This is a genomic window from Bradyrhizobium sp. Gha (assembly GCF_900113735.1).
In the GTDB taxonomy this organism is placed as follows: Bacteria; Pseudomonadota; Alphaproteobacteria; order Rhizobiales; family Xanthobacteraceae; genus Bradyrhizobium.
Window position 1 is genome coordinate 255,316 of sequence record NZ_FOQM01000001.1, and the last position, 24,160, is coordinate 279,475.

The following is a 24,160-nucleotide window of genomic DNA, read 5'->3' on the forward strand; positions in this document are numbered from 1 at the left end:
CAATCACGCCGCAATGGTCGGCGCCTTCTGGCGCCGGGCGTTGGCATAAAGCGCGGCAACGGCGCAGGATGCCATTCGCGCCCTCGCGCTGTCCGCACGCGAGGTCAGGACGACCGGCACCCGCGCGCCGAGCACAATGCCGGCGCCGTCGGCCTTGGCGAAATAAGCGAGATTCTTGGCGAGCATGTTGCCCGATTCCAGATCAGGCACGACCAGGATCTGCGCGCGGCCGGCGACCTCGGACTTGATACCCTTGATGCGCGCGGATTCGACATCGATCGCGTTGTCGAACGCCAGCGGCCCGTCAAGCACGCCGCCGGTGATCTGCCCGCGGTCCGCCATCTTGCAAAGAGCCGCAGCCTCGATCGTGGACGGAATCTTCGATGTGACCGTCTCCACGGCGGACAGGATGGCGATGCGCGGCGACTGGCCGAAGCCGGCCTGGTTGTAGAGATCGATCGCGTTCTGGATGATGTCGCGCTTGGCATCGAGGTCGGGGAAGATGTTGATCGCGGCGTCGGTGACGAAGATGGTCTCGGCATAGGCCGGCACGTCCATGACGAACACATGGCTGATGCGCCGATCGGTCCGCAGCCCGCCGACCTTGGCGGTCACGGCCCGCATCAATTCGTCGGTGTGCAGGCTGCCCTTCATCAGAAGTTCACCTCTCGCGGCGTGGATCAATTCGACGCCCTTGGCTGCGGCATCGTCGCTGTGCACGGCATCGACGATCTCGCAGCGGGAGATGTCCAGATCGAACTTGGCGGCGGTATCCCTGATCTTCCGCTCCGGCCCGACCAGCACGGGCCGAATGATGCCCGCAGCCGCGCTGTCCAGGGCGCCCCGCAACGACGTCTCGTCGCAGGGATGCACGACGACGGTGGGCGCCGGTGGGATCGCCCTCGCCGCGGCGATCAGGCGATCGTACTTGCTGGGAGAGTGCGTAGCCGCCGCATCTGGTGACATCATGTTGCTCCCGGTCCTTGCAACCCGCGTTAGGATGCCTTCGCCCTGGGATCGAAAGGGGCAACGTTCGAGCCTCTTTCGGAACCCTCCGACGTGTCGATGCCGAACAGGCCGGCAACCTGCCCCAGCCGCCTCGCGCGCTCACCTGTGACATCCTCGCTGGCCGACAGCACCCGCTCCATCGCCTCGAAGGTGCGACGGCGAGAATTGACGTCGTCAGGCAGCATCTTCGGGATGGCCGCCAGCGCGGCGTCCCGATCGAGCAGCAGCATGAAGAACTGCTCGCGCACCAGCATCTTGAATTCGGACAGGGTCATGCGCGCCCCCTCCTGGTCCCTCCGGATCTGCCGCAGGGCCTCGATGCTTCGTTCGTCGACCATCCCGCGCGCCGACCCGACATAGAGCAAGGCGCGCAGCGCTGCCTCGCGAGGGCCTCCTTCACCGATCCGCGATTTGAGTTCAGCAACGCGCTTCTCCAGCATCGCGCGATGCTCTGCGGACATCTCCCTCCGTCCGGAAGGTACGGAACTGGGATCAATGCCGACCGCGGCTTGCAGCGCCGGCGACCCATAGATGCTGAGGAACATCGCCTCGCTCAGAGCTTCCTGCTGATCTCGCCAACTGTCCAGAGCATGCACGATCTGGTTCGACATCTGCTCCTGGAAGGCAAGGAATGGATTATCTTTCGAGACTGGCTTGCGCTTCTCCTCGGCCTTCTCGGCCAATGATTTCACCGTCGCCATATACGGATTCTTGCTGCTGAACAGCTCGTATTGCAGCCGTAGCGGGTGCATCTCGTGAGCCCACTCGGCCATTTGCGGCGTCACCATGCCCTTGATCCAGGGCCGGAGGAATTTCTGATAGGCCTCGAGATTGATCTCAGAGACGCGTTTGGCGGTGGCGAAGCGGCGCTCGTCCTCGGGCGAGTTACCGCCCATGGCGCGAATGTCATCGAGCGTCCGCGCCTCGCAGCGCATGACCCAATTGCCCGTGGCGAGATCGGCATTCGTCGTATCGACGGCCTTGGCGTCAAACGTCGCTTCATAGAGCCCAGGCGGCAGCACGTCGATCAGATCGATATTCTCGGAGAATTCGGCATGTTCCTTCTTGGCGACGCCACTGGACACGAAGATGCCGAGGTGGCCGACAGTTTCGTGCACGGTATATACGATCGTCTGCCCGTAGGCCCTGATCTCATCGACGTCGGCGTAGCAATCCAGGATCCAGTTCAGCGCCTGCTGCGGCGGCGTGATGTTGTCGCCCTTGGAGCAGAACACCACGATCGGCGACCTGATGTTGCGAAGGTCGACCTTGCGGCCGTCGGACATCTCGATGTTGCCCGCGGCGAGATTGTTGCCGACGAAAAGCTCGTCGACGATGAACTGGATCTCCTCCGCGTTGAGGTTGACGTGGCCGCCCCACCAGCGCTCGAATTCGAGGTAGCGGTCCGCCTCGGTGTCGACCCTGGAATAGACGTTGTACTGCTTCGTCCACAGCGTGTTCGAGGGGTTCTGGTTTTCGAAGTTCTGCACCAGCCAGGCGCCATCGAACTTGCCGGCGCCAAGATCGGACGTCAGAGCCGTCAGCCAGCTTCCGCCCAACAACCCGCCCGAATAGCGCATCGGATATTTGCCGCGCACACCGGCCCAATAGGCCAGCGGCGCGCCGGCGATGATCAGCGGTCCGAACAGCTCAGGGCGCAGCGAGGCCAGAATCATGAGCGCCCATCCGGCCTGGCAATTGCCGATCACGCAAGGCTTGCCGTCCGCATTGGGATGACGGCTGATGACCTTTTCGATGAAGATGGCTTCGGCGCGCGCAATGCGCTCGATGGTTTGTCCTGGCATCGGATCCGGCAGGAACCCGATGAAATAGCAGGGGTGGCCCGCCTTCATGGCGACGCCGATCTCGCTGTCGGCCTTGAAGCCGCCGATGCCGGGGCCGTGGCCCGCGCGTGGGTCGATCACGACGAATGGCCGCCGATCCATGTCGATCTCGACATTCTCAGGCGGAAGGATGCGCACCAGCGCGTAATTGACGGGATCATCGAGCTTGCGGCCATCCATGATCAATTCTGCGGTATATTGCAGAACATGCGGCGCGGTCTGCGCGATGTGTTCCCTGTACTGATCGCCGCGGCGACGCATGATGTCCAGGAACAGGACACTGCGTTGCCCCGCATCGATCATGTATTCGACCGCCGAAGCGACCAGGCCCGACATTGGACCGCTCGGAATTTGCGCGTTGTCCATGGACATGTTTCGACCTCTCCGTCGCGTTCGACAATTGACGGCGCTGGGCGAGGACGAGCGTTGATCTAGGTCAAGATGATCTGCCCGCATAAAAGGCTCTCATCCTGCACAGGCCTCATGAGGCACGGCTTGCCTGGCGAGCCGAATACCGCCGGAGCGACATCGGCATGTCAGACATCGCAAATTACAGCGCGCGGGCGGCGCTGAGGGACGGTACACCGATCGAGATCCGCGCGCTGCGCCCGAACGACGAGGCCGACATGCTGGCGGCGATCGAGCGCACCGGGCCGGACTCGCTCCGGACCCGGTTTTTCGTCATGAAGCGGCACTTTTCGGAGAAGGAGCGTGCGTTCTTCATTGACGTGGATTTCAGCAATCACGTCGCACTTGCTGCCCTTGTCGAGGAACAAGGGCATCCTGCGATCGTCGGCGGCGGTCGATATGTGGTCACGGACCCCGGTCGGGCCGAGATGGCGTTCGTCGTGGTGGACGCCTGGCAAGGCCGCGGGATCGGTTCCCTGCTCCTGAGGCATCTCATCGACATTGCGCGGGAGCATGGGATGCGGGAGCTCACGGCCGAAGTTCTGTCCGGCAACGCCTCGATGCGCCGCGTGTTCGCGAGGGCCGATTTCAGAATGGCGCGAAGTGATGATCCGGCGACGGTGCGCCTCGTTCTCGATCTCGCCCCCGCGCGGTCCGCGTGAGCCTCATCTGAACGCGATCGTGATCTGGCTGATATTCGCGGCGAGCTCGAGGCCCGCCTTCGGGCCTTGCAGCACGATGTTCACGCCCTTCTCATTGCGCAGATGGATGCCGTTGACGCCGCCGACCAGGGCAAAGCCGCCGCCAACCGAGCTGTAGGTGCCGGCGAAGTCGGCGACCTCGCGAATGCCCGACGCCCAGCCATCGAAGCGGCCGACTGTCGCGCCGACCGTGACACCGAAGCTCAGACCGCTGATCCTGAATGGATAGGTCTTGCCGCGATACGTCAGCACACCATTGCCGGCGCCGCCGCCGACCAGAACGCCGGCCTTGACGATTTTGGCGCGGACATGGCCGGCGGCTTGCGCGAAGGTCGGCGTCGCCGGAATGGTCAGCCCGAGCGCCAGCAGGATAGCCGCGCTCAGGCGGAACACGCGCGGTCGCGGTTTAGGGCTTTGCTGCATCGACCTTCCTCCAGGTCTCGTCGGGATCGAACAGCGTGGTTCGCGCGGCGATGGACTCGGTGCGCTGGCCCAGATCCTTCTGATAGACAATGCCCTCGTGATTGACGAGAAACGTCATGACGCCGGAGTTGCCGTATTCCGCGGGCCAGGCGATCAAGCCGAAGCCACCGATCATCTTGCCGTTGACGACATAGTTGAGCGCACCGCCGCGCGCGTCCCGGCCCTGCCCTTTGAGGATGTGGAAGTAGTAACCGTGATAGGGCACGGGTCCGACATCGCCCGCGCGATAACCCTCGTTCGAAGCCTCGGCTGCCAGCGCGCCCAGCGGGCTCGGGTCGTTGTCGTCGCGCCAGAACAGGCCGTCCTTCTTGCCGGGCGAGGAGACGATGCGCTGGGCATAGACGCCGACGCCCTCGCCGCGGTCCTTGTCGGCGTATTCGTTCTGGGCGTCGACGAAAGCGAGCGCGGTCTGGATCGCATCGAGCTCGTTGCGGCCGATGCGCCGGCGCAGCACCTCGATGCGTCCCTCGCCGATGTCGAACTCCCAGCCGGCCTTGGTGTTGACCAGCGGAATCGGGAACGGGAAATCGTCCGGTCCCAGCATCAAGGTCGCGGTCTTGTTGCCTTCCGCCTTGATGCCGTGCTTGGCGTCGTACATCGACGCGAAGCGCTGACGGATATCGACGTCGGCAACCTCGTCACCTGAGGAGACGATATCCTGCGCATTCCTGCCGAGCACCTTCAAGATGTCCTTCGGACCGCTCTTGGCCGCGGCCGCCAGCGCAGCCGCGGCGTCTTCCGGTGTCTTGTAGGATTCCTGCGCCTGCGATGCAGAGCCAAGCACCGCCAGCACCATGAAGCCCGGCAACACTGCGCGGCGGAACGATTTCAACCCGGTCATGGCGTCGCCTCCGCAGGAATCTTCGCGCCGCCGGCGAGCCAGTCGCGGTAGCTGCGGAATGTCAGTCCGAGCTTGTGGTAATAGACGCGCAAATAGCCATCGCTGCCGCGGGTCACGGCCTCAGGCATCACCCGCTCGACCTCTTGCGCCATCACGCCGACATAGGCCTTCTCGCTGCCGATGTAGCTGAAGCGGTAATAGCCGAGGCCGTTGGAAAGATGGCCGAGCAGAACGATATCGTGCTTCAGCGCGATATCGGAGCGCCGGCCACCACCGCCGCCGCGGCCGCCGCCAAAACCGCCTCCGCCGCCGCCACGCATCGCCATTCCGCCTCCGCCGCCACGCCCGGCCATGCGCGGTGCGCCGCCGCCGCGCGGCATGCTCGCCATGCTCGCGCGACCGCGTGCGGACGCGGCGGCCGCCGAGCGGCCCGAAGAAACGTTCATGGCACCGCCGCGATTGCCGCCACCGCCGCGATTGGCCGCACTGCCGCCGGCACGGTTCGCAGCCTTGGTCGCAGGCTTGGCGCGATCGCCGCCACCTTTGGCGCGATCACCACTGCCCTTGGCACGATTACCGGCTCCGGCACGATCACCAGCACCAGGCCGATCGCCACGATTGCCAGCACCGCCGCGATCACCGGGGCCGCCACGATCTCCTGCACGATCCCCTGCGCGATCTCCTGCACGATCTCCTGCGCGATCTCCTGCGCCAGCGCCCTGATCCGGACGCAGCACCTGGTTGCCATCTCGGCCACGGAAATCCATCCGGTCCGACGCACCGGCCCTGACGTTGTTGTTGCCGAAGCGCTGCTGCACGTTGTTGTTGGCGTAGCGTACGCCGCCGCGATGCGCCGGGTTGTGCTGCCAACCGTTGCCGATGTTGGTGGTGCGATGATTGACGTAGACGTTGCGATTGCCCCAGTTGCAGCCGCCGCCCCAGTAGTTGCCCCAGCGCCCGATCGCCCACGCCGTGCCGAAGGCGATGCCGGCCGCAACGCCGGCGCCGACATAGGATGGATACCCCCAATAATAGGGCGGATACTCCGCATAGGGCCAGCTGCCGTAGACGGTCGCCGGATCGTAATAAGGCACGTACATGACCGAGGGATCCGCCTGCTGGATCACGACGACCTGCTTGCCCTCCTGAGACTGGACACTGACCTTCTGCTGCTTGGTGGTGACAAGCTTCTTGTTGTCATAGGCTTTATTGCGCAACCGCTGGATCGCATCCATCACGTCGGGCTGCTGAGCGAGGAAGGCGTCGCCGAGCTTCTTGGTCCATTCGAGCTGGTCGCTCATCATGGTCAGGACATCGGCGGTACTGGCCAGCGCCTTGACGCTGTCGTCCCAGCTCTGCTTCTCGACTTCCGTCTTGAGCGCATCGCCCTTCAGCGTCTTGCGCTCCTTCAGCCAGCGGTCGGCCTGCACCACCTCCAGCGGGTAGGTCGAAGCGGCCAGCACGTTGGCCAGCAATTCGTCGGGATAGAGCGCGATCGGCGCGACCAAGGCTTCGAGCTGCTCCGGCTTCAGGAGCTCGGCCGCCGGTGCCGGCGAGACTGCCGGTTGTGCTTGCGGAGCGGGATTCGCGGGTGCCGTCGGGGTCTGCGCCATTGCGGCGGACCAGGTCGCCATTGTGAACGCAAGCGCCATCAGGATCTTGCCGCAGCGAAACATCCCATCCTCCTTCACACTTCCCGCGTCGGAAGATCGAGCCGACACGCCGGCGCTTGTTGATCGAGATCAACGAAACGCGAGGCTGCTGCGCGAGAGCGAAGCGTCATTCGCCGACGAGAGGAGGCCCGATCAAGGTCGTGCTGCCGCCTGCTAGCGCGCGATCGGAAGCCGGATCGTGAACAGCGCGCCCCCCGCCAACTGGTTTGACGCACTGATCGTGCCGTGATGCGCCTCGACGATGGTTTTGGCGATCGCGAGCCCCATACCCATGCCTTCCGGCTTGGTCGTGAAGAACGGATCGAACACATTTGCAAGATCGGGGGCGGCTATTCCGGCTCCGGTGTCGGTGATCCTGATCTCGGCGTGATGGCCGGCACGCAGGGTCGCGACGCTGACCTCGCGTTTTTCACCGTCCGTCTCGGAGACCGCGTCCATCGCGTTGATGATCAGGTTGAGAATGACCTGCTGAAGCTGGACCGGATCGCCCTTGACGTGCAGATCCATCAGGACAGGCATGTAGGTCAATGCGATGCGGCGTCCGTGAGCGACGGCCCCCACGAGCCCGATCGCTTCGCGAACGGTATCGTTGAGCTCGATGTCCTTGACCTCGAACGGCGTCTTTCTCAGAACGGCGCGCAGCCTGCGGATCACCTCGCTCGCCCGCAGATCGTCCCGCCTGATATCGGCCAGGATCTGGCTGAGCTCGTGGAGATCGGGCGAGTTGCCCTTGAGCATCAGCTCGGCGGTCTCGGCATTGGTCAGGATGGAGCCAAGCGGCTGGTTCAATTCGTGGGCGATGGACGTCGTCAGCTCGCCGACGGTGGAGTAGCGATTGACGTGAGCAAGCTCTGCCAAGCGCTGGCGGGATTCCACTTCGGCGACCCTGCGACCGCGCCCCTCGTGCAGCAAGCCGCTGATCAGACCCGCCTGCACGAGAAATACCGCGGTGATCAACACCATCTGCCAGCGATAGCGCTGCCAAACGTTCGGCTCGCGAAACACGATCGCGCTGCCCGGAGGCAAGCGACTCTCGCTGATGCCCCAGCGTCGCAATTCCCGCCAATCATATTTCGGCGCACCGAAGCCGAGGGGTTCATACTTGATGCTGGCGGGATCCGCTCCGCCGAGAATGCCGATCGCGGCGCTGACGGTCCTCGAAGTCGTTTCCGAAACCAGATGCATCGGTCCCCCGACGGTGCTGTCGCCGAAGAAGGGCTCCTGGTAGGAAAAGATCGGTGCATTCGCGACTGCATGCAGGCTGCGCAGGGCAATGTCGCTCTCGTGGACGACCCCGACCGCATCGACCGACATCAGCCCCCAGAACAACACCGTATGCGGCGGCAGGGTCGATGCGCGCTTCAGGATGTCCTCGAATGACAAGTCCGAATACCAGACGAGCTCCAACCGGTCGCCGAGAGGTTTCAGCTCCCGCTTCACCTCCTCCATCCAGAATTTCTCGAGCGGCGAGGCTCCGATCACGATCGCAACCGACTTGGTGTCCGGGAGAAGCCGAAGGATGTTGTCGAACGCGGCCACGAAATCGTTGCGGATTGCCACGACCACGTCGTTGTCGCGGAGATCGTCGCGATTGATCAGCCGATGCTCGACCGCGGAAAGAATCAGCGGCGTATCGGGGAATAGTCGCGCGCGGTATTTCTGCGCAAACCGGGCGGCAGGCGCGCCGATGCTCAACACGATGTCGGGCTTCTCGCCCTGATAGAGCGAATGCAGATAGTCGACGAACGGGGCCTCGGGACCGGGATTGTTGAAGCGCGCCGTGAGCAGCGCATGCTCCTGGATATCGAGCGGCCAGGGCGATTGTCGCTCGAGCCCGGCCTTGATGTCCCGCGCGTACTCGCTCCAGGGCCGAAAGTCGCGGCCGAAGGAATGCAATACGAGCACGCGCTTGAACTCGCCGCGCTGGCTTCGCTCGACGGCCCCGGCTCGCCCGGGCGGCAGGCAGAAGGCGACGAACAGGCTCAGGCATAACCATGCGGCTACGGCCGGCCACGGCCTGACCGAAACACTGGACATGCGCCCGCTCAGCTCCATTCGCGCAGCTTCCAACGGCTGCTTGAACGGGCAATTCTAGCGGGAATTGCCCTGCGCGGACAGCGCCAATTCCTCCAGAACCCGCTCAATGACCGCTCAGCACCAGGTTCTGGATCGGCAGCAACAGCGCCTGAATGCGCAGCAGCAGCGCGTGGACGAGGCCGACGCCGTCCACGACGTGCAGCGCGATCTTCCGGCTGGTTGGGGTGTCGTTGGCCGAAATTTCCTCGTGATTGCTGGTGTAGGCATTGACGATGCAGCTGCTGCCGGGCGTGACCCCATCCAGGCCGCCTTTGTAGAGCGGCTCCAGAAAAACCAGGATGGTGCCGGGACGGACGGCGTTCTGGGGATCGACGAGTTGCTCGCCGGCCCGGAACTGTCCGGCAGCGATGTAGTCCTGAACCGTCGTGATCACCATCGGGATGATCACCCATGGCTTGGAGATGCAGGTCGCCTCCGCCACCATGCCCTCCTTCATCACTTGCGCCTCGATCTGGCCGAATCCGGCCTGCAGAACCTTGCGGCCGGCGCCTTCCGGAACGAGAACGCCCGCCGGGCGCATCAGCTGATTGACGACGTCGCCCGGGCGAACCAGGAACTGCTCGACGCGTCCGTCGACACCGGCGCGCACCTGTGTCTTGTCGAGATCGACCTGGGCCTGGTCGAGCGCGGCTTCCGCACTGGCCTTCTGCGCCGGCAGCAGGATCGAGATCTGCATGGATGCCGATTGCTTCGCGGCATTCGCGGCATCGATGCCGGACTGACGCTGATCGACCAGCACCTGGAGCTTCTCGATGTCCCGTTGCGGGACGATGCCGGGGTTGCGGCGCTGGAGCTCGCTCTTGACCTCGAGCTCGTCCTTGGCCTGCTGATAATTGGCCTTTGCCTCACCGACCTGGGCCTCGGCCTTGACCACGTCGGCCTGCGCCGTCTGCATGGCGGCGTCGACCTCCGCGACCTTTCGCTTCGCCGTGTCGTAGGCGGCCTGCTGCTTCGAGGCGTCCAGCGTGAACAGCACATCGCCTTTCTTCACCGGCGCGCTGAAGCCGACCTTGACCTCGGCGACGCGGCCCGAGCCTTCGGGCAGGATCGGCACGGTACGGAAATAGAGCGTCGCCGATGACGTCGCGGGGTGGAAATAGAAGATCATCGTGATCAGCGACACCGTCAGCATCAGGCAGCCGGTGATGCCCCAGCGCAGCTCGTACCAGACCGAGAAGAAGGTGATCTCCTTGCCGAAGCGCTTGCCCTGAGCATAGCGACGATAGAGATAATCGGGCAGGATCGTGACGAGGGAGCAGATCATGAGCTCAAGCATGGCTGTGCTCCTTCTCCCTGGCAGACCCCGGCTTTTCCGGCAGAGCCGGCGCAGGCGCAGCGTCTGCCCGCACCTCCTCGCCATCGCCGGCCGGCGTCGCCTCTGCAATCTTCTCGACGGACCCGGCAATGCTGCGCAGCGGCGTGCCGAAGTCAGGCAGATCGATCAGCGCAAGCAGCAGGCCCGCGATCCAGAAGATGTGCATGTGCGTGAACAGCGAGATCAGGCCGAGCACCGCGACGAACTCGAACTGCAACTTTTGCGACTTGTGCGCCATCCGCTCGGGCAGGCTGTGCAGCTTCCAATAAAGCGTGCCGAGCCAGAGGATGACGGCGATGAGAAAGATGCCCATCACCACCATCAGCGTATCCGTGCCGCTTCCCGGCGCGAGATAGAACGGCAGATGGTGCGGGGCCATCGGATGAAGCTGGTCGCTCAAACGTCTCTCCCGGGTCGCGAATGGGGACTTGCGGCAGTGTGTTCGGAAGTCCCTCCGTTTGCTTGATTTGAATCAAGGGAACGCCCCCTCCCCGACCTAGCGTTCTCAGCGTGCTGATCGCACTGCCATCAGGAGGCGCTAGCCATGCCCGCCCTCGACGATCTCATCCCCAATGCCGCTCAGATTCGGAAGGAAGCCGCGCTCAAGGAGGCCGAGAAAGCCGAGGAATACGTCCGCGCCGCGGCCGCTGCCGAGGCCGAAAAGCAGGCTTTGATCGAGCGCCTGAGCAAGCCCTCCGGCAAGACCGAGGAGGAGAAGATCAAGCTCGCCTCGACCATCATCCAGCGCGCGGTACGCAACGGGATGACCGAAGTGATGGTCTATCGCTTCCCCAACTCGCTCTGCACCGACAAGGGCCGCGCCATCAACCAGATGGAAAAGGGCTGGGAGAATACCCTGACCGGTATCCCCAAGGAGATTTTCCAGCTCTGGACCGATTATCTGAAACCGCGCGGCTATCGCATCGCCTATCAGATCATCGAGTTCCCCGGCGGGGTGCCTGGCGATGTCGGCATCACCATTTCCTGGGACGATTGAGGCGCAACAGAAGGAACCGGCATGGCCAGGGACGTACCTGCGGAACGGATGAAGCGGAAGGACTACGAGAAAGAGCTCGAGAAGCTCCAGGTCGAGCTCTGTCACCTCCAGGACTATGTGCGGGAGAACAAGCTGCGGGTCATCATTCTGTTCGAGGGCCGGGACGCCGCCGGCAAGGGCGGGACGATCAAGGCCATCACCGAAAAGGTCAGCCCGCGCGTGTTCCGCGTCGTTGCCCTGCCCGCGCCGTCGGATCGCGAGAAGACGCAACTTTTCTTCCAGCGCTACATGGAAAGATTCCCGGCCGGCGGCGAGATCGTGATCTTCGACCGAAGCTGGTACAATCGCGCCGGCGTCGAATATGTCATGGGATTCTGTACCCCCGCCGAGCACGAGCGCTTCCTCGCGCTGTGCCCGCAGATGGAGAGATATGTCATCGATGGGGGCATCATCCTGATCAAGATCTGGCTCGAAGTGGGCATGGAGGAGCAGGAGCGTCGTTTCCATGCGCGCATCGACGACCCTGTCAGGCAATGGAAGCTCAGCCCGATGGACCTGGAATCCTATTCGAGGTGGTACGACTATTCGCGGGCGCGCGACCTGATGCTGAAGAAAACCAGCACCAAAGAGGCGCCCTGGTACATCATCCGCTCGGATGACAAGCGAAAGGCACGGCTGAACTGCATCGCCCACCTTCTCGGCGCCATCCCCTACAAGCGCATCAAGAAGGACAAGATCAAGCTGCCGAAGCGCTCCGACAAGGGACGCTACAACGACCAGGCCAGCCTGAAGGAGATGAATTTCGTCGCGCAGCGCTATTGAGCAGATCAGGCCGCTGAGCGGCCTGATCTGTCGTTCGCTCAATAGCCATACGGATTTCGCGCGCAGACCCAGTTGCCGTAGCTGTCATAACAGCTGTTGTTGTAGTATCCATAAGCGCCGTAGGCGCCTGCTGCTGCGGCGCCGACCGCGGCCGCACCAACGGCCGCGCGGCCGTATCCGTAGCCGGGACGGTATCCCGGATAACCGGCGACCGGACGACCCGGCCGGCCGGCGACCGGATAGCGGCCGGGACGACCGGCTATCGGATGAGCAGGACGCGCACGTCCGGCGACGCGATACCCACCATGGACGCGGCCGGCATGAACCGCACCACCGCGGTAACCTCCGCCGTGAAAGCCGCCCGCCCGCGCGCCGCCGCCATGGAAGCCGCCACCACCCCGGCGGGCGAAAGCGTTGTCGGGAATGAGGCTGACGGCAAGCAGGACAATGACCGCAAGGGCAGCCAGAAGATAACGAAGCATGGCATCTCCTCCGTTGATTGGGGTGCCGTCACTCGCTCTTCGGTGATGCCGCCGCAGGACCGCGATGGGCACCCGACGATAAGGTCGGTTATCGGTCTGCGTTCGCGCTTGACTTAAATCAACAAGACGAAAGCTTTAAGAGATGGGCTCGCGCAGCGCGCACGTGAACGTGCCCGCTGCGGGCCGGGATCAACTTTATTTTAGACGGATGGTCACGCCGCCGACCGCGGCCGACACTTCGGCACCGACCTTCGGGCCGCTGAGCTGAAGGATCACGCCGTTGCCGTTCTGGAGCTGCACGGCTCCGGCGCCCGCCGCAACCGCGCCGCCCGCGCCGCCCGCGGCGTAAGTGCCCTCGATCGACGCCGGTCCCTTCAGGTTCAGCGCGCGGCCGACGAGCTTCGTGGTCGAAGCCCCGACCGTGAAGCCGACGCTCATGCCGGAGACGGTGAAGGGATATTTGCGGCCTCGGTAAAGGAGCACGCCCTCCCCGCCGCCGACGCCGACGATGAAGCCGCCTTTGGTGAAGACCACGGCGACCTGGCCGGTGTCGGCACGCGAGGCCGTGCTGAATCCGGCAACACCCAGGAGCGACGCGACCAGGGCAGCTTCGATGGCAAACTTTCTCATGACGTTACGTTCCCCTTGTTTACTGCGCCAGCAGCATTGCGAAATAGCCGAAGATGGTGAGCAGGATGCCCGAGACGGCATAGCCGACCGGGAATCCGATCCAGGGCACGGAGCTCTGGATTTCGACCGCCGCCTCGCGGCACGGGCCTGAATGCGACCGCGCACCGGCGACACCGCCCATCAGCACGGCCGGATTGATCTTGAAGACGTGGAAGCCGATCGCCCAGACGATGAACGGCGGGATCGTGCAGGCAATGAAGCCGACGATGAATATCTTCAAGGCGATCGCGCCCGTGAGCTGCGACAGCAGTCCCGCGCCGGCATTAACGCCGACGATGGCGACGAAGACGACGAGGCCGAGATCCTCGAGCACGTTGCGGGCCGCATTCGGCGTGTTGCCGAAGAAGCGGAGCCGCGAGACGACCGAAGACACGATCACGCCCGAGAGCAGCAGGCCGCCGGCGTTGCCGAGGCCGACCTTGGCGCCGAAGGCCGGGAATTCGACCATGCCGATCAGGAATCCGATGATCATGCCGACCGACAGGGTCAGCAAATCGGTCGACGTGTTGGCCCGCGCAATGCGGCCCCACATCTCGCCGAGTTCGTTGACCGCGGATTTCAGACCGACCACGGAGACGATATCCATGCGCTCCAGCTTGGTCTTGAGACCGGCCGGGATCTGAACACCGCCGCGCTCGACCTTGGTGACCTGCAACTGGCCGGCAATCGCGGTGTCGCGGAAAGATTCGAAGGTGCGTCCCACCATGTCCTTGTTGATGACGAGGATGTCCGCCTGGTCCATGGGGATGCCGAGCGTCTTGGCGTCCACGACCTCCGGACCAATGAGGCCCATCTTTTCGGTAAGATGCTCGGTCGAACCGCCAAGGGCGACGATGTCTCCCTTTTGCAGCACGAAGTCGGGATCGGCGCCCTGCGGCTCGCCGTTGCGCCCGACATTGACGATCCGGTATTCCGGATTCATCGTGCGGAATTTGGCGATGCTCAACCCGACCTGCGCCGGGTTCTCCAGCCGATAGGCGCGCAGGCCGAACTGGCGATAGCCGGTGAGACCGCCGCCTTCGAGATCCTTCACGCCGAATTCCTGCTCGTATCGTTTCGCGGCGGCCCTGGCGTCGACGCCCCACCAGCGCGGCAGATATTTGCAGATCAGGATGATTCCGACGGTGCCCCAGATGTAGGTGATGCCGTAGGACAGCGCGATCATGCCGGAAGCTTGCTCGGGCTTCATGCCCTCCGGCAGCTTGACGACGCCTGAGGTGACAGCCTGCTCGGCCGAGCCGATCGCTGCCGACATGGTCTGCGAGCCCGCCAGCATGCCGCCGGCGGCACCGACCGGCAGGTCGAATATCTTTGCGCCGAGAACGACGAGCGCGAGGCCCAGGACGCTCGACACCACCGCCAGGAGGCAGAATTTGAGGCCGTCACCCTTCAGGCTGTTGATGAAGGACGGACCGACGCGCAAACCGACGCCGTACATGAAGAGATAATAGAACAGGCTCTTGGCAAAATTGTTCAGCTCGAGCTTCACGCCATAGGTCGACGACCACACCGACAGACCCGCGCCCACTACGATGGCGCCGGCGACCATGCCGAGGCCATAACCCTTGATGCTGGCCCGGCCGATATAGACGGCGAGACCGACGACGAAGAACAGCAGCAGATACGGATACTGCTGCAAGAACTCGAAAAACGGTTTCATGTTGGTCCCCTCCAGGACTTATGACGCGGCCTTGAGCTTCGGTTGCGCACCGGGCCTCGGCCGGCCGAGCTTCGCCAAGGCTTCCGCGCGCACGAGCTTCAGCCCTTCCTTGGCGTCGTAGCCATGGATCTCCTTCACATCGAGCTTGCGCATGAAGTCGATGGTCTCCTGCGTGATCACCTGGCCCGGCACCATGATCGGAAAGCCCGGCGGATACGGGATCACGAAATTGGCCGAGACCAGCTCGGGACCGGCCTTCAGCCGCCGATCGATCTCGGGATCGTTGAGGCGGATGTGCTCGCAGCCCGCGACGTCATAGGCGGCGTAGAAACCGCTGCGGATGTCGCCTTCATTGGTCTTGTCCCCGGCATCGCTGCGGAAGCTCGGGTGAAAATGCGAGAAGTTCGGCAGGTCAGGCACATCCTTCATCAGGCTCTTGACACGAGCCTCGAAGGTCTGGCGGGCGTTGCTACCGCCTTGCGCCAACCCCCGGTCGACCTCACCCGCGATCTCGGCGAGCACGCGGATGAGATGCGCAACGTCGCTGCGGGTATTGTTGATGTTGGACTGGACGAGGACCGAGTTGCGCGAGGTCTTGTTGACCTGAATGTTGTACTCGCTGGCGAGAATGCCCTTGAACTGCGTGCCGTCATAGCCGGCCGTGCCACACACCAGCGTCATACGGGTCGGGTCGAGACAGAACTCGTCCTAGTCCAGGCTCTTGAGCGTGTTCGCCCAGTTGACGCCGTCGGCGAGAAAGTCGGTGAAGCCGCTCTGGCGGTATTGGGCCGGCACCATGGCGTCGGCACCGAGGATACGGAAGTATTTCGAGATCAGCGGATTGTTGTTGACCGCCTGGCGGATCGCCAACGCGATCTCGATGGCGTTGGCGACGAGGCCATAGCCCTCCAGCTCCATTTGCCGCCGCGAGATATCGAGGCTGGCGATGAGTTGCTGGTTCGGGCTGGTGGAGGCGTGCGTGAACACGGCCTCCTTGAACTGCTGCTCAACGGTGTGGAACTCGACGTCCTTGACCGACAGCATCGACCCTTGCCGGATTGCCGACATCGACTTGTGGGTTGAGTTGGTCTGGTAGACGCGCAGGCGGATCTGTCGCGGATCGGGAATAAGCCGGGTCTTGAGCAGCACCTCGTCGGACGGATTCTTGCCGAGCTCGGCCTGCTGTTTCTCGTAGGCAGCGACCGACTTCGGATCATGCATCCAGGATTCGATCTCATTGGCGGCGCCGAGGCCAGTTCGGCGGCGCAGGAACGGTGAGAAGCGTGCAAAGCCGAACCAGGCTTCGTCCCACAGGAAGATCAGGTCGGGCTTGATGGCGAGGCATTCCTCCATCACCCGGCGGGTATTGTAGATGTGGCCGTCGAAGGTGCAGTTGGTCAGGTCAAGCATCTTGACGCGGTCGAGCCGGCCGTCGGCCTTGGCGCCGAGCAGCGCCTGCTTGATCGTCGCCAGCGGCACCGCGCCATACATCGAATATTCCGTCATCGGGAACGCTTCGACATAGAGCGGCTGGGCGCCGGCCAGCACCATGCCGTAATGATGCGACTTGTGGCAGTTGCGATCGACGATCGCGATGTCACCAGGCGCGAGCAGCGCCTGCACCGCCATCTTGTTGGAGGTCGAGGTGCCGTTGGTCACGAAGAAGACGCGATCGGCGCCGAGCGCCCTCGCCGCCTTCTCCTGCGCCTTCTTGATATTGCCGGTCGGCTCCAGCATGCTGTCGAGGCCGCCCGTTGTGGCGCTGCTCTCGGCCAGGAACAGGTTCGGGCCGTAGAACTCGCCCATGTCGCGGATCCAGTCGGATTTGAAGATCGACTTGCCGCGGGCGATCGGCAGCGCATGGAAGGTGCCGATCGGACGCTGCGCGTATTTCTTGAGATTGTCGAAGAACGGCGTGTCGTAGCGGTCCTGGATACCTTCGAGGATCGACAGATGCAGCTCCAGCAGCTCCTCCACAGAATAGAAGATGCGGCGGACGACGTTAGCCTCCGGATTGCCGGCGAGTTCCTCGACGTCGCGGTTCGAGATCATGTAGAGGTCGAGCTCGGGCCTGATCCGCTTGATGATCTGGGCGAGCCGCAGCGCGGACGCATCGGATTCATCCTTGAGGTTGGCCATAGCCGTCATCGAACGGAGGACGGGCGCATCGTGCCGCGAGCGCAGCCCGAAGCCCTCGTTGATGACGACGGCGCCGAGGTTGGGATTGAGCATCGTCGCGCAGAAGGCGTCTTCGAGGCTGCCGACGATGACGGGCTCGTAGATGAAGCCATCTTCGGGGCGGCGCAGCTTGCGCCACTCGGCCGCCAGTGCCGGCCATTGACTGGACGACACGCCTGTCACAATCAAGGTCTCGAAATAAGGCCGGCGTCCCTTGTGCCCCGCGAAGGTCGGCGGCACCAGCTCAGGCGCATCGCCATTGCCGTCATCCCTTTCATTCCAGTCACCGGCATGCTGGCGGAAGGATCGCGTGGCCAAAGCCTGCGTGATCCGGGTCGCGAGCGACAACGACGCTGCCGCATCGCCGCTCGAGGCTGCTTCGCGCAGGGCCGCCATCAATTGCAGGCCGGGATAGCCGTGGAATTCTTCAGTGACCGACAGACCGGCGAGCGCAGCGTCATACCCCGCGCGATGACCCCCGCGGGCCCAGACCTTCGCGGACTCGACCAGATCACGCCAATCGTCTGCCCGTGCGCCGGGACCGGAAAAGAACTGGTCGATGCGCTTCTGCGCGGCCTTGCTGTCCTTGGACATGTGTCTCTCCCGGTCTTCTGGCGCGAAAGGTGATGCGGGATCGTGAGTGCGGCGCCGCTCACGGCATTGATTCAAATCAACGGTTGCGTGCGCCGCCCGGACACGCGCCAGCCGTTCGCATCGCAACAAGACGGAGTCAGGCCGTTCGCTGCGCGGTGGTCGCCTGGTCGTCGCCGAGCAAACTATCGAGCGACCGTAGCCACTGGCCGCTATCGGTTTTGGCCGCGAGCCCTTCGGCGCGCAGGAGGTCGCGGAGCTGCGCATGCGCGCCGACGATGCAGAAGGTCACGCTGCGTGACGCGAGTTCGTCATGGAGCTCGTGCAGCATGCGCGCGCCTGCCAGATCGATATAGGGCGAGGCCGACAAGTCGCAGACCACCAGCCGGACGCCCGGCGCCGCCCGGAGGGCGATCAGAACGGTCTCCAGGATCGTCTCGGCATTGATGTAGAGCAGCGACGCTTCGGGCCGGAAGGCGATGATCCCGACCAAAGGCTCGATGCCCTCATGCCTCGCGCGGTCCGAATAACGCCCGCTGCCGGGCAAGCGGCCAAGGAACGCGACGTTTGGCCGCGAGGCCCGCGCCAGCAACAGGAAGATCGACGCGATCGACGCCAGCAGAACGCCCTGCAGGATGCCGAGCAGCAACACGGAGATCAGGGCGATCGCCGCCGCGCAGAAATCGATCCGGCTGACCTGCCACATTCGCAGCAGCGCGCGGAGATCGATCAGCCTGTAGACGGCGGCCAAGACGATCGCCGCCAGCACCGCCTTGGGCAGATTGGTCAGCGCGCCCGTGAAGAACAGCAGGCAAAGCCCGAGGGTCACCGAGCAGATCACCAGCGCCAGCGGCGTGCGCGCACCGGCACTGTCGTTGACAGCCGATTGCGATAGTCCGCCGGCGACGGGATAGCCATGGCCGAAAGCAGCGGCGAGGTTCGCCGCGCCCAATCCGAGGAACTCCTGACGGACGTCGAGCTGATAGCCATGCTTGGCGGCAAAGCTGCGAGCCGCCGATACGCCTTCGATATAGGCGAGCAGCACGCAACCTGCGGCCAGCGGAAACAGGTCGTCGAATTCCAGCAGGCCGAATGTCGGAATCGCCAGCGCCGGCAACCCTTCCGGTATTTTCCCGGTAACGGGCACACCGAGGCCGGGCAAGCCCAGGAGCGTTGCGAGAATGATCGCAGCCGCAACGATGGTAATGCCAACGGGCTTGCCCGGCAGGAGCCGCTCGCCAAGCAAGAGAAGCAAGAGCGCGACGGCGCCGATGCCCAGGACCAGCGGATCGACCCCGCCGAGCTGCCCAACCAATTTGCCGGCGCGATCGAAGAAATTGTGGCCGCCACCGGCGACCCCGAGCAGGCTCGGCAACTGGCTCATGATGATGGTGAGTCCGGCGCCGGCCTTGAAGCCGACCAGAATGCTGTCGCTGACGAGGCGGACGAGCACGCTGAGCTTGAACAGCCAGGCGATGAAGCACAGCACCGCCACCGCAAAGGCTGCAAGGCTGGCGATCTGGGCGTAGCGGACCGCATCTCCTCCGGCCAGCACGCCGACGGTGGCTGCAATCATCAAGGAGATTGCCGAGGTCGGGCCGATCGCGAGCTGGCGCGACGAGCCGAGCAGCGCATAGCCGATGCCGCCGAGCATGTAGCCATAGACGCCGATCTGCGGCGGCAAGCCGGCGAGCGCCGCATAGGCGAGCGAAACCGGGATCGCGTAAGCGGCCAGTGTGATGCCGGCGACCGCGTCGCACGGCAGCCATTCGCGGCGATAGGCGGCGAGCCAGCCGAACGGCGGGAAGTAACGTGTCCAGCCGGGATCTGGAGGCGAATTCATTGGGTCACCTCGCGTGGCGTCGCTTCGAAGCGCAGCAGCACAATCAGCAGCGCGACCACGGGAAGACCGAGCGCGAGGTTGGGAATGGACCTGGTGGCAAAAGCACCGACCGCCGCGCCGCAGCCGAACACCGCACACAGCGCATAGAAGATGGCCGACTTGCGCAGCGTCCCGAGCGGCGCGCCTCCGCACACGATCGCGAAGAGATTCTCGACGAATTGTCGCATGTTACCGGTGATCATCACCGTGCTGCAAACCGTTCCCTCGACCTTGACGAACATCGCTGCCTGTATGGCCGCGACCATGGAAATACCGAGCGTTCCGGCGAGGTCCGGCAGACGGTTGTGCAGGATGCCGATCGTGATCAGGAACAGGATCTCCAGCAGGATGCTGAGTGCGCTGGCCCTCTCGCCGGCGACGCGGCGCAGCCAGGCGGCGATCACGATGCCGAAGGTGAAGGCAAGGATCGGCGGAACGAAGTGCAATGCCTCCGCCCACTCACCTCCCATCGCATGAACCCACAGGAAGATCACATTGGCGGTCTGCGCATTCGCCAGCACGCCGTGAATGATCCAGGTGTAGGCGTCGATGAAGCCGCCGGCGAAGGCCAGCAGCAGGACAATCTCGACAGTTTCATCGCGGCGGATGGCGCCGGCTGCAACGTCCAGGGTACTCATGTCGGCAAAGCGGCTCTCGCAAACACTTCATCAAATCATAGGCATCGCCTCGTCCGTGCCGAGGCTTGATCTGGATCAAGCAATCTTTCCCCGCCGCCAATCAAATCGCAGCAAAGCGCCCCGGGGAACGCGACCATGGATACCGTCAGGTGGATCATCACCACCGCACCGGAGATCTTCCTGCTGCTGGCGATTGCGATCGGAACCATCCTCGGCCGCATCAAGCTTCGCGGTTTCTCGATCGGTACCACCGCATGCATCCTGATCGTCGCCGTGTTGATCGGACAACTCGGCAGCTTCACGTTCCCGCCGGTCCTGCGGGCGATCCTGTTCAGCCTCTTCGTCTTCACGATCGGCTACCGGTCGGGACCGGAGTTTTTTGCCTCTCTCAGTCTGCGCACTCTCGCGCAGGTCGTGCTGGCGCTGGTGATCGGCGCGACGGGCCTGGTGCTCGTGCTCATCTTCGCCCACGCGTTCAAGCTCGACACCGGAACGGCCGCGGGTCTCACCGCCGGGGCGCTGACGCAATCCTCGGTGATCGGCACGGCATCGGGCGCGCTGGCACAACTCGGCCTGCCTGCCGATGTGTTGAAGCAGCAGGAAGCCAATATCGCGGCCGGTTATGCCGTGACCTATGTGCTCGGATACATCCTGACGCTGCTGTTCGTGCCGTTCGTCGCACCGCGGCTGATGCGGATCGATCTCAAGGCCGAAGCCAAGAAGCTCGAGGCGGAGCTTGCCGGCGGCACTCCGGCGAAAACGGAGAATCTTTCCTATCGCAAATTCCAGGCCCGCGCCTATCGGGTCTCGACCGCCGCAGGCCGCACGATCGAGGCCATCGAGGCGGACATCGGTGGCCGGACCATCGTCGAGCGGATCGTCCGTCGCGGCGCGGATGTCCCCCCGCACAGGAAGGCAATGCTCGAGGACGGCGACGACATCGTCCTGACCGGGCCGACTGCGGCCATCGTCGCGGCAAAGCCCGTCATCGGCCAGGAAATCGATGCCGACGAGCTGTTGCGCAGCCTGCCTGGCAACGTGATCGAGGTGTTGGTGGAGAACCGTAAGCTGCACGGCCGATCGATCCGCGAGGTGGCCGAGATCGTCGGCGACAATGCACGCGGCGTCTTCCTGCGCGCTCTCACGCGGATGGACCGCGACGTGCCGCTGGGCCCCGACACGCGCGTCTATCTCGGCGACGTCATGACGCTGGTCGGCAGCACCGGCAACATCGCGCGCGCGACAGCGCAGGTTGGCCACGCGCTCAACGCCGGCGACCGGACCGACATCGCCTTCCTCGCCGCCGGCATCGCCGTCGGCCTCCTCGCCGGACTTGCCAGCATCAAGGTCGGCGCGGTCGCCCTGACGCTCGGTGGTGGTGGCGGCGCGCTGATCGCAGGCCTCGCCTGCGGTTGGCTGCGCTCGCGGAAGCCGACCCTGGGCGCGCTGCCGCCGGCGGCGCAGCAGACGCTGAGCGACATCGGCCTCGGCGGCTTCATCGCGGCGATCGGGCTCGGCAACGGTCTCGCAGCCTGGTCCGCGATCCAGGCCCATGGCCTGCTGCTGGTCGGCATGGGTATCGCCGTCACGCTGATCCCGATGACGGTCGGAACGCTCGTTGCGTGCTACATTCTCCGCATGAATCCGGTCGTCATCTGCGGGGCGCTGGCCGGCGCCATGACCGTCGATGCCGCCGTCACGAGCGCCTGCGACGTCGCCGAGAGCCAGACGCCGGTGCTCGGCGTCGCCGTGCCCTATGCGATCGGCAACGTCGTGCTGACGGTGCTCGGTCCGATCGTGGTCGCCGCGACTTTCGAGGGGTGAGGGAGTTCGCGATGCGCAGAAATGAGCCCGGATCTTGAGCCGGATCTTGGGCCGGATCTTGGAGTTGCAACGATGCCTCGTCCTCTTGATGCTCTCTGCGGTCTCCTGAGCGCCGCGGTCCTGGCGACGGCGGCAAGCTCGGGCATCGCGGCGCCGAAAGCGGCGCAAGCCGACACGGCCGCGGAGGTCGCAACGCGCGGTCAGCGCGAAGCCAAGGACATCACCTATGGCGACTGGCAAAAGCTCTGCTTCAAAGCTGGTGGCGCGCCGATGCTGTGTCGGACCTCGATCACAGGAAAATTCCCCACCGGACAAACGGCCGTTCGCGTTGACCTGATCGAGCGCGAGAATGCACCCAACGTGCGGCTGCAATTGTTCGTGCCTGTGGGCATGTACCTGCAACAGGCGCCGAAGCTGAGCATCGACGGCGGGCCCCCCGTCCGCGTGCCCTACACCTGGTGCCTGGCCAATCAATGCATCGCAGCCGACGTAGCGGCACCGAAAATCATCGAGGGGATGGAGGCCGGCAAGGCGCTGACGCTCGAACTGGTCGATACCAACCTCCTCGCCCTCACGACTGCGATCCCGTTGGCGCAATTCGCGGCCGCCCACAGCGGCGTGCCGGCCAAGACGCTGGAGCAATATGTCGAGGAGTGAAGTGACTGGCCGGCCCTAAGCGGCCGTCGCGCGCGTCACCGACTCGATCAGGACCTCTGCGGAAAACGGCTTCGTCAAATAAGCGACACACCCCGATGCGGTCGCCGCCGCGCGGTTTGCGGCGCTGTCGTTGCCGGTGATGTAAACCACCGGTGCGGTGACGCCCTGTTCAAGCAGTCGATGCCGCGCATCAATCCCTGACTTTGCCCCGAGATTGATGTCGAGGATGATGCAAATCGCATCATCGAACTGGCCGTGGTCGAGCAAGGCACCTGCGGAGTCGAACAGCGTGGTCTCGAAACCGTGGCTGCGCAGCAGCCTATCCAGGCAGGCTCGCATGGACGGATCGTCATCGACGACAAACACGGATTCGCGCTGGGTCAAGGCAGTCTGCCTTTCCGGAAGATGACGAAGTCGTGCGACGGTGCAGGGATACGGGATGTGAATGCTTCGCGTTTCCGAGCAGGCCTTCTGTGCACAATTGCACACGGCGCGCTGCGCCTGTCAACGCGGCTCAGTATTGTCCTTTGGGGAAGTCACAGCGTCGGAATGAACGGCCGACAAGCTAATGCTCGTCGCCGTCGAGCATGCCGAGCCGCTCCGCTATGGAAACGAGTTCCGCAAGCGAATGGACCTGCATCTTCTCCATCACCTGATGGCGATGCGCCTTCACCGTGCGTTCGCTGGTCCCGAGCTCATGGGCGATCTGCTTGTTGATCCGGCCACGAACAATGAGATCGAACACCTGGCGCTCGCGCTGCGTCAGCCTGAGCAGATGACCACGAAATGCATCCAGCCTGCTGCGCTGGGCGCGCGCCATTTCCTGACTGGCCAATGCGCGCTCGATTGCATCGATCAACTGCTCCGAGGAGATCGGCTTGGTCAGGAAGTCCTCCGCACCCGCCTTGATCGCCCGCACCGTGGTCGGCGTATCTGCATGTCCCGTCAGGAAGATGATCGGCAAAGTCGAGCCGGACGCGATCAAGTGAGCCTGTAGATCGGGGCCGCTCAGTCCCGGTATCCGCACGTCGAGCAGGATGCATCCCGCCTGCTCGTCGTTCGGCGCGGACTCCAGCAGCGCCTGTGACGACGCATAGGTCGCGACATCGTAGCCCGCAAGCTTCAGCCGGCGTTCAATCGCCGTACGAAAGGACTCGTCGTCGTCGACAACGTGAACGAGGCCCGCCACCTTCCACCTCTCGCGCATTCAATGGGGACCGTTGAGGTCCTTTCGGTTTGAAATATCATCTTCAACAGTTTGGTAATGGAAATCTTTGCTTCGCACTGAGCCACATTCGCGCAGCAGCTGCGCCTTCTCATCCCGCGCATCAAACGGCTTTTGCTGTCCCTTGGTACAATGCCCCTTGGG

The 24,160-nt window shown here is 64.0% G+C and carries 20 protein-coding genes and 1 pseudogene; 5 read left to right on the forward strand and 16 right to left on the reverse strand.

The genetic code is table 11. The annotated features are described in order from the left end of the window. Positions 1–3: 3 nt before the first annotated feature. Both BM222_RS01280 and BM222_RS01285 read right to left on the reverse strand, forming a co-directional pair. A complete protein-coding gene (locus BM222_RS01280) occupies positions 4–966 on the reverse strand; it encodes a phosphate acetyltransferase (protein ID WP_092226804.1) in 963 nt (320 codons plus the stop codon). A gap of 29 nt (positions 967–995) precedes the next feature. After that, positions 996–3,224, reverse strand: coding sequence for a DUF3141 domain-containing protein (locus BM222_RS01285; RefSeq protein WP_092226464.1), 2,229 nt, complete (start codon positions 3,222–3,224; stop codon positions 996–998). A 161-nt stretch (positions 3,225–3,385) separates the two neighbouring features. Here BM222_RS01285 and BM222_RS01290 point away from each other — a divergent pair, with 161 nt between their 5' ends. After that, entirely contained in the window at positions 3,386–3,922 is a 537-nt protein-coding gene (locus BM222_RS01290; protein WP_092226465.1) for a GNAT family N-acetyltransferase, read from the forward strand. A 3-nt stretch (positions 3,923–3,925) separates the two neighbouring features. On the opposite strand, the gene BM222_RS01295 is transcribed toward BM222_RS01290, so the two are convergent. The 6 genes from BM222_RS01295 to BM222_RS01320 form a co-directional block, all read right to left on the reverse strand. After that, positions 3,926–4,384, reverse strand: a complete 459-nt coding sequence (locus BM222_RS01295; RefSeq protein WP_092226466.1) for a hypothetical protein — start codon at positions 4,382–4,384, stop codon at positions 3,926–3,928. Beyond that, on the reverse strand, positions 4,368–5,285 hold the full coding sequence (locus BM222_RS01300; RefSeq protein WP_092226467.1) for a DUF2950 domain-containing protein: 918 nt from the start codon (positions 5,283–5,285) through the stop codon (positions 4,368–4,370). Before BM222_RS01300 ends, BM222_RS01295 begins: the two co-directional genes overlap by 17 nt. Beyond that, the gene (locus BM222_RS01305) at positions 5,282–6,961 is read right to left on the reverse strand and encodes a DUF3300 domain-containing protein (RefSeq protein WP_092226468.1); all 1,680 of its coding nucleotides are present in this window, start codon (positions 6,959–6,961) and stop codon (positions 5,282–5,284) included. The genes BM222_RS01300 and BM222_RS01305 overlap by 4 nt, the downstream gene beginning before the upstream one ends. Before the next feature lie 150 nt (positions 6,962–7,111). Then, positions 7,112–8,995 (reverse strand): sensor histidine kinase, encoded by a 1,884-nt coding sequence (locus tag BM222_RS01310; protein WP_244546980.1) that lies wholly within the window; start codon positions 8,993–8,995, stop codon positions 7,112–7,114. A gap of 103 nt (positions 8,996–9,098) precedes the next feature. Continuing rightward, positions 9,099–10,331 carry an HlyD family secretion protein gene (locus BM222_RS01315; protein WP_092226470.1) on the reverse strand — a complete coding sequence of 411 codons (1,233 nt, stop codon included), beginning with the start codon at positions 10,329–10,331 and terminating at the stop codon, positions 9,099–9,101. Beyond that, on the reverse strand, positions 10,324–10,749 hold the full coding sequence (locus BM222_RS01320) for a hypothetical protein (protein WP_092226471.1): 426 nt from the start codon (positions 10,747–10,749) through the stop codon (positions 10,324–10,326). The genes BM222_RS01315 and BM222_RS01320 overlap by 8 nt, the downstream gene beginning before the upstream one ends. 165 nt (positions 10,750–10,914) lie before the next feature. Between BM222_RS01320 and BM222_RS01325 the strand changes: the two genes are divergently transcribed. Both BM222_RS01325 and ppk2 read left to right on the forward strand, forming a co-directional pair. After that, a complete protein-coding gene (locus BM222_RS01325) occupies positions 10,915–11,367 on the forward strand; it encodes a hypothetical protein (protein ID WP_092226472.1) in 453 nt (150 codons plus the stop codon). Between the two features lie 21 nt (positions 11,368–11,388). Continuing rightward, positions 11,389–12,189 carry a polyphosphate kinase 2 gene (ppk2, locus tag BM222_RS01330; RefSeq protein ID WP_092226473.1) on the forward strand — a complete coding sequence of 267 codons (801 nt, stop codon included), beginning with the start codon at positions 11,389–11,391 and terminating at the stop codon, positions 12,187–12,189. A gap of 38 nt (positions 12,190–12,227) precedes the next feature. On the opposite strand, the gene BM222_RS01335 is transcribed toward ppk2, so the two are convergent. The 6 genes and pseudogenes from BM222_RS01335 to BM222_RS01360 form a co-directional block, all read right to left on the reverse strand. Beyond that, positions 12,228–12,671, reverse strand: coding sequence for a hypothetical protein (locus BM222_RS01335; protein WP_092226474.1), 444 nt, complete (start codon positions 12,669–12,671; stop codon positions 12,228–12,230). A gap of 195 nt (positions 12,672–12,866) precedes the next feature. Next, positions 12,867–13,301, reverse strand: a complete 435-nt coding sequence (locus BM222_RS01340; RefSeq protein WP_092226475.1) for a hypothetical protein — start codon at positions 13,299–13,301, stop codon at positions 12,867–12,869. A 19-nt stretch (positions 13,302–13,320) separates the two neighbouring features. Beyond that, positions 13,321–15,021, reverse strand: coding sequence for an aspartate:alanine exchanger family transporter (locus tag BM222_RS01345; RefSeq protein ID WP_092226476.1), 1,701 nt, complete (start codon positions 15,019–15,021; stop codon positions 13,321–13,323). A gap of 18 nt (positions 15,022–15,039) precedes the next feature. Further along, a pseudogene (locus BM222_RS01350) lies at positions 15,040–17,793 on the reverse strand (decarboxylase). Between the two features lie 136 nt (positions 17,794–17,929). Next, on the reverse strand, positions 17,930–19,633 hold the full coding sequence (locus BM222_RS01355; RefSeq protein ID WP_092226477.1) for a SulP family inorganic anion transporter: 1,704 nt from the start codon (positions 19,631–19,633) through the stop codon (positions 17,930–17,932). After that, positions 19,630–20,310, reverse strand: a complete 681-nt coding sequence (locus BM222_RS01360; RefSeq protein ID WP_092226478.1) for a YoaK family protein — start codon at positions 20,308–20,310, stop codon at positions 19,630–19,632. The genes BM222_RS01355 and BM222_RS01360 overlap by 4 nt, the downstream gene beginning before the upstream one ends. A 135-nt stretch (positions 20,311–20,445) precedes the next feature. On the opposite strand from BM222_RS01360, the gene BM222_RS01365 reads away from it, so the two are divergent. Both BM222_RS01365 and BM222_RS01370 read left to right on the forward strand, forming a co-directional pair. Beyond that, complete coding sequence (locus tag BM222_RS01365; protein ID WP_092226479.1) at positions 20,446–22,134, forward strand: aspartate:alanine exchanger family transporter; 1,689 nt, start codon at positions 20,446–20,448, stop codon at positions 22,132–22,134. A gap of 72 nt (positions 22,135–22,206) precedes the next feature. Beyond that, entirely contained in the window at positions 22,207–22,791 is a 585-nt protein-coding gene (locus BM222_RS01370; RefSeq protein ID WP_092226480.1) for an invasion associated locus B family protein, read from the forward strand. 15 nt (positions 22,792–22,806) lie between these two features. On the opposite strand, the gene BM222_RS01375 is transcribed toward BM222_RS01370, so the two are convergent. Then, entirely contained in the window at positions 22,807–23,175 is a 369-nt protein-coding gene (locus tag BM222_RS01375; protein WP_092226481.1) for a response regulator transcription factor, read from the reverse strand. Between the two features lie 181 nt (positions 23,176–23,356). Then, positions 23,357–23,980 carry a response regulator transcription factor gene (locus BM222_RS01380; RefSeq protein WP_177242941.1) on the reverse strand — a complete coding sequence of 208 codons (624 nt, stop codon included), beginning with the start codon at positions 23,978–23,980 and terminating at the stop codon, positions 23,357–23,359. Positions 23,981–24,160 lie beyond the last annotated feature (180 nt).

Excerpts from the sequence above, each read along its gene's own strand:
- BM222_RS01360 (WP_092226478.1), bottom strand. The coding sequence starts at position 20,310 with ATGAGTACCCTGGACGTTGCAGCCGGCGCCATCCGCCGCGATGAAACT.
- BM222_RS01345 (WP_092226476.1), bottom strand. The coding sequence starts at position 15,021 with ATGAAACCGTTTTTCGAGTTCTTGCAGCAGTATCCGTATCTGCTGCTG.
- BM222_RS01365 (WP_092226479.1), top strand. The coding sequence starts at position 20,446 with ATGGATACCGTCAGGTGGATCATCACCACCGCACCGGAGATCTTCCTG.
- ppk2 (WP_092226473.1), top strand. The coding sequence starts at position 11,389 with ATGGCCAGGGACGTACCTGCGGAACGGATGAAGCGGAAGGACTACGAG.
- BM222_RS01370 (WP_092226480.1), top strand. The coding sequence starts at position 22,207 with ATGCCTCGTCCTCTTGATGCTCTCTGCGGTCTCCTGAGCGCCGCGGTC.
- BM222_RS01295 (WP_092226466.1), bottom strand. The coding sequence starts at position 4,384 with ATGCAGCAAAGCCCTAAACCGCGACCGCGCGTGTTCCGCCTGAGCGCG.
- BM222_RS01285 (WP_092226464.1), bottom strand. The coding sequence starts at position 3,224 with ATGTCCATGGACAACGCGCAAATTCCGAGCGGTCCAATGTCGGGCCTG.
- BM222_RS01320 (WP_092226471.1), bottom strand. The coding sequence starts at position 10,749 with ATGGCCCCGCACCATCTGCCGTTCTATCTCGCGCCGGGAAGCGGCACG.
- BM222_RS01280 (WP_092226804.1), bottom strand. The coding sequence starts at position 966 with ATGTCACCAGATGCGGCGGCTACGCACTCTCCCAGCAAGTACGATCGC.
- BM222_RS01340 (WP_092226475.1), bottom strand. The coding sequence starts at position 13,301 with ATGAGAAAGTTTGCCATCGAAGCTGCCCTGGTCGCGTCGCTCCTGGGT.
- BM222_RS01305 (WP_092226468.1), bottom strand. The coding sequence starts at position 6,961 with ATGTTTCGCTGCGGCAAGATCCTGATGGCGCTTGCGTTCACAATGGCG.
- BM222_RS01335 (WP_092226474.1), bottom strand. The coding sequence starts at position 12,671 with ATGCTTCGTTATCTTCTGGCTGCCCTTGCGGTCATTGTCCTGCTTGCC.
- BM222_RS01325 (WP_092226472.1), top strand. The coding sequence starts at position 10,915 with ATGCCCGCCCTCGACGATCTCATCCCCAATGCCGCTCAGATTCGGAAG.
- BM222_RS01290 (WP_092226465.1), top strand. The coding sequence starts at position 3,386 with ATGTCAGACATCGCAAATTACAGCGCGCGGGCGGCGCTGAGGGACGGT.
- BM222_RS01300 (WP_092226467.1), bottom strand. The coding sequence starts at position 5,285 with ATGACCGGGTTGAAATCGTTCCGCCGCGCAGTGTTGCCGGGCTTCATG.
- BM222_RS01355 (WP_092226477.1), bottom strand. The coding sequence starts at position 19,633 with ATGAATTCGCCTCCAGATCCCGGCTGGACACGTTACTTCCCGCCGTTC.
- BM222_RS01315 (WP_092226470.1), bottom strand. The coding sequence starts at position 10,331 with ATGCTTGAGCTCATGATCTGCTCCCTCGTCACGATCCTGCCCGATTAT.
- BM222_RS01310 (WP_244546980.1), bottom strand. The coding sequence starts at position 8,995 with ATGTCCAGTGTTTCGGTCAGGCCGTGGCCGGCCGTAGCCGCATGGTTA.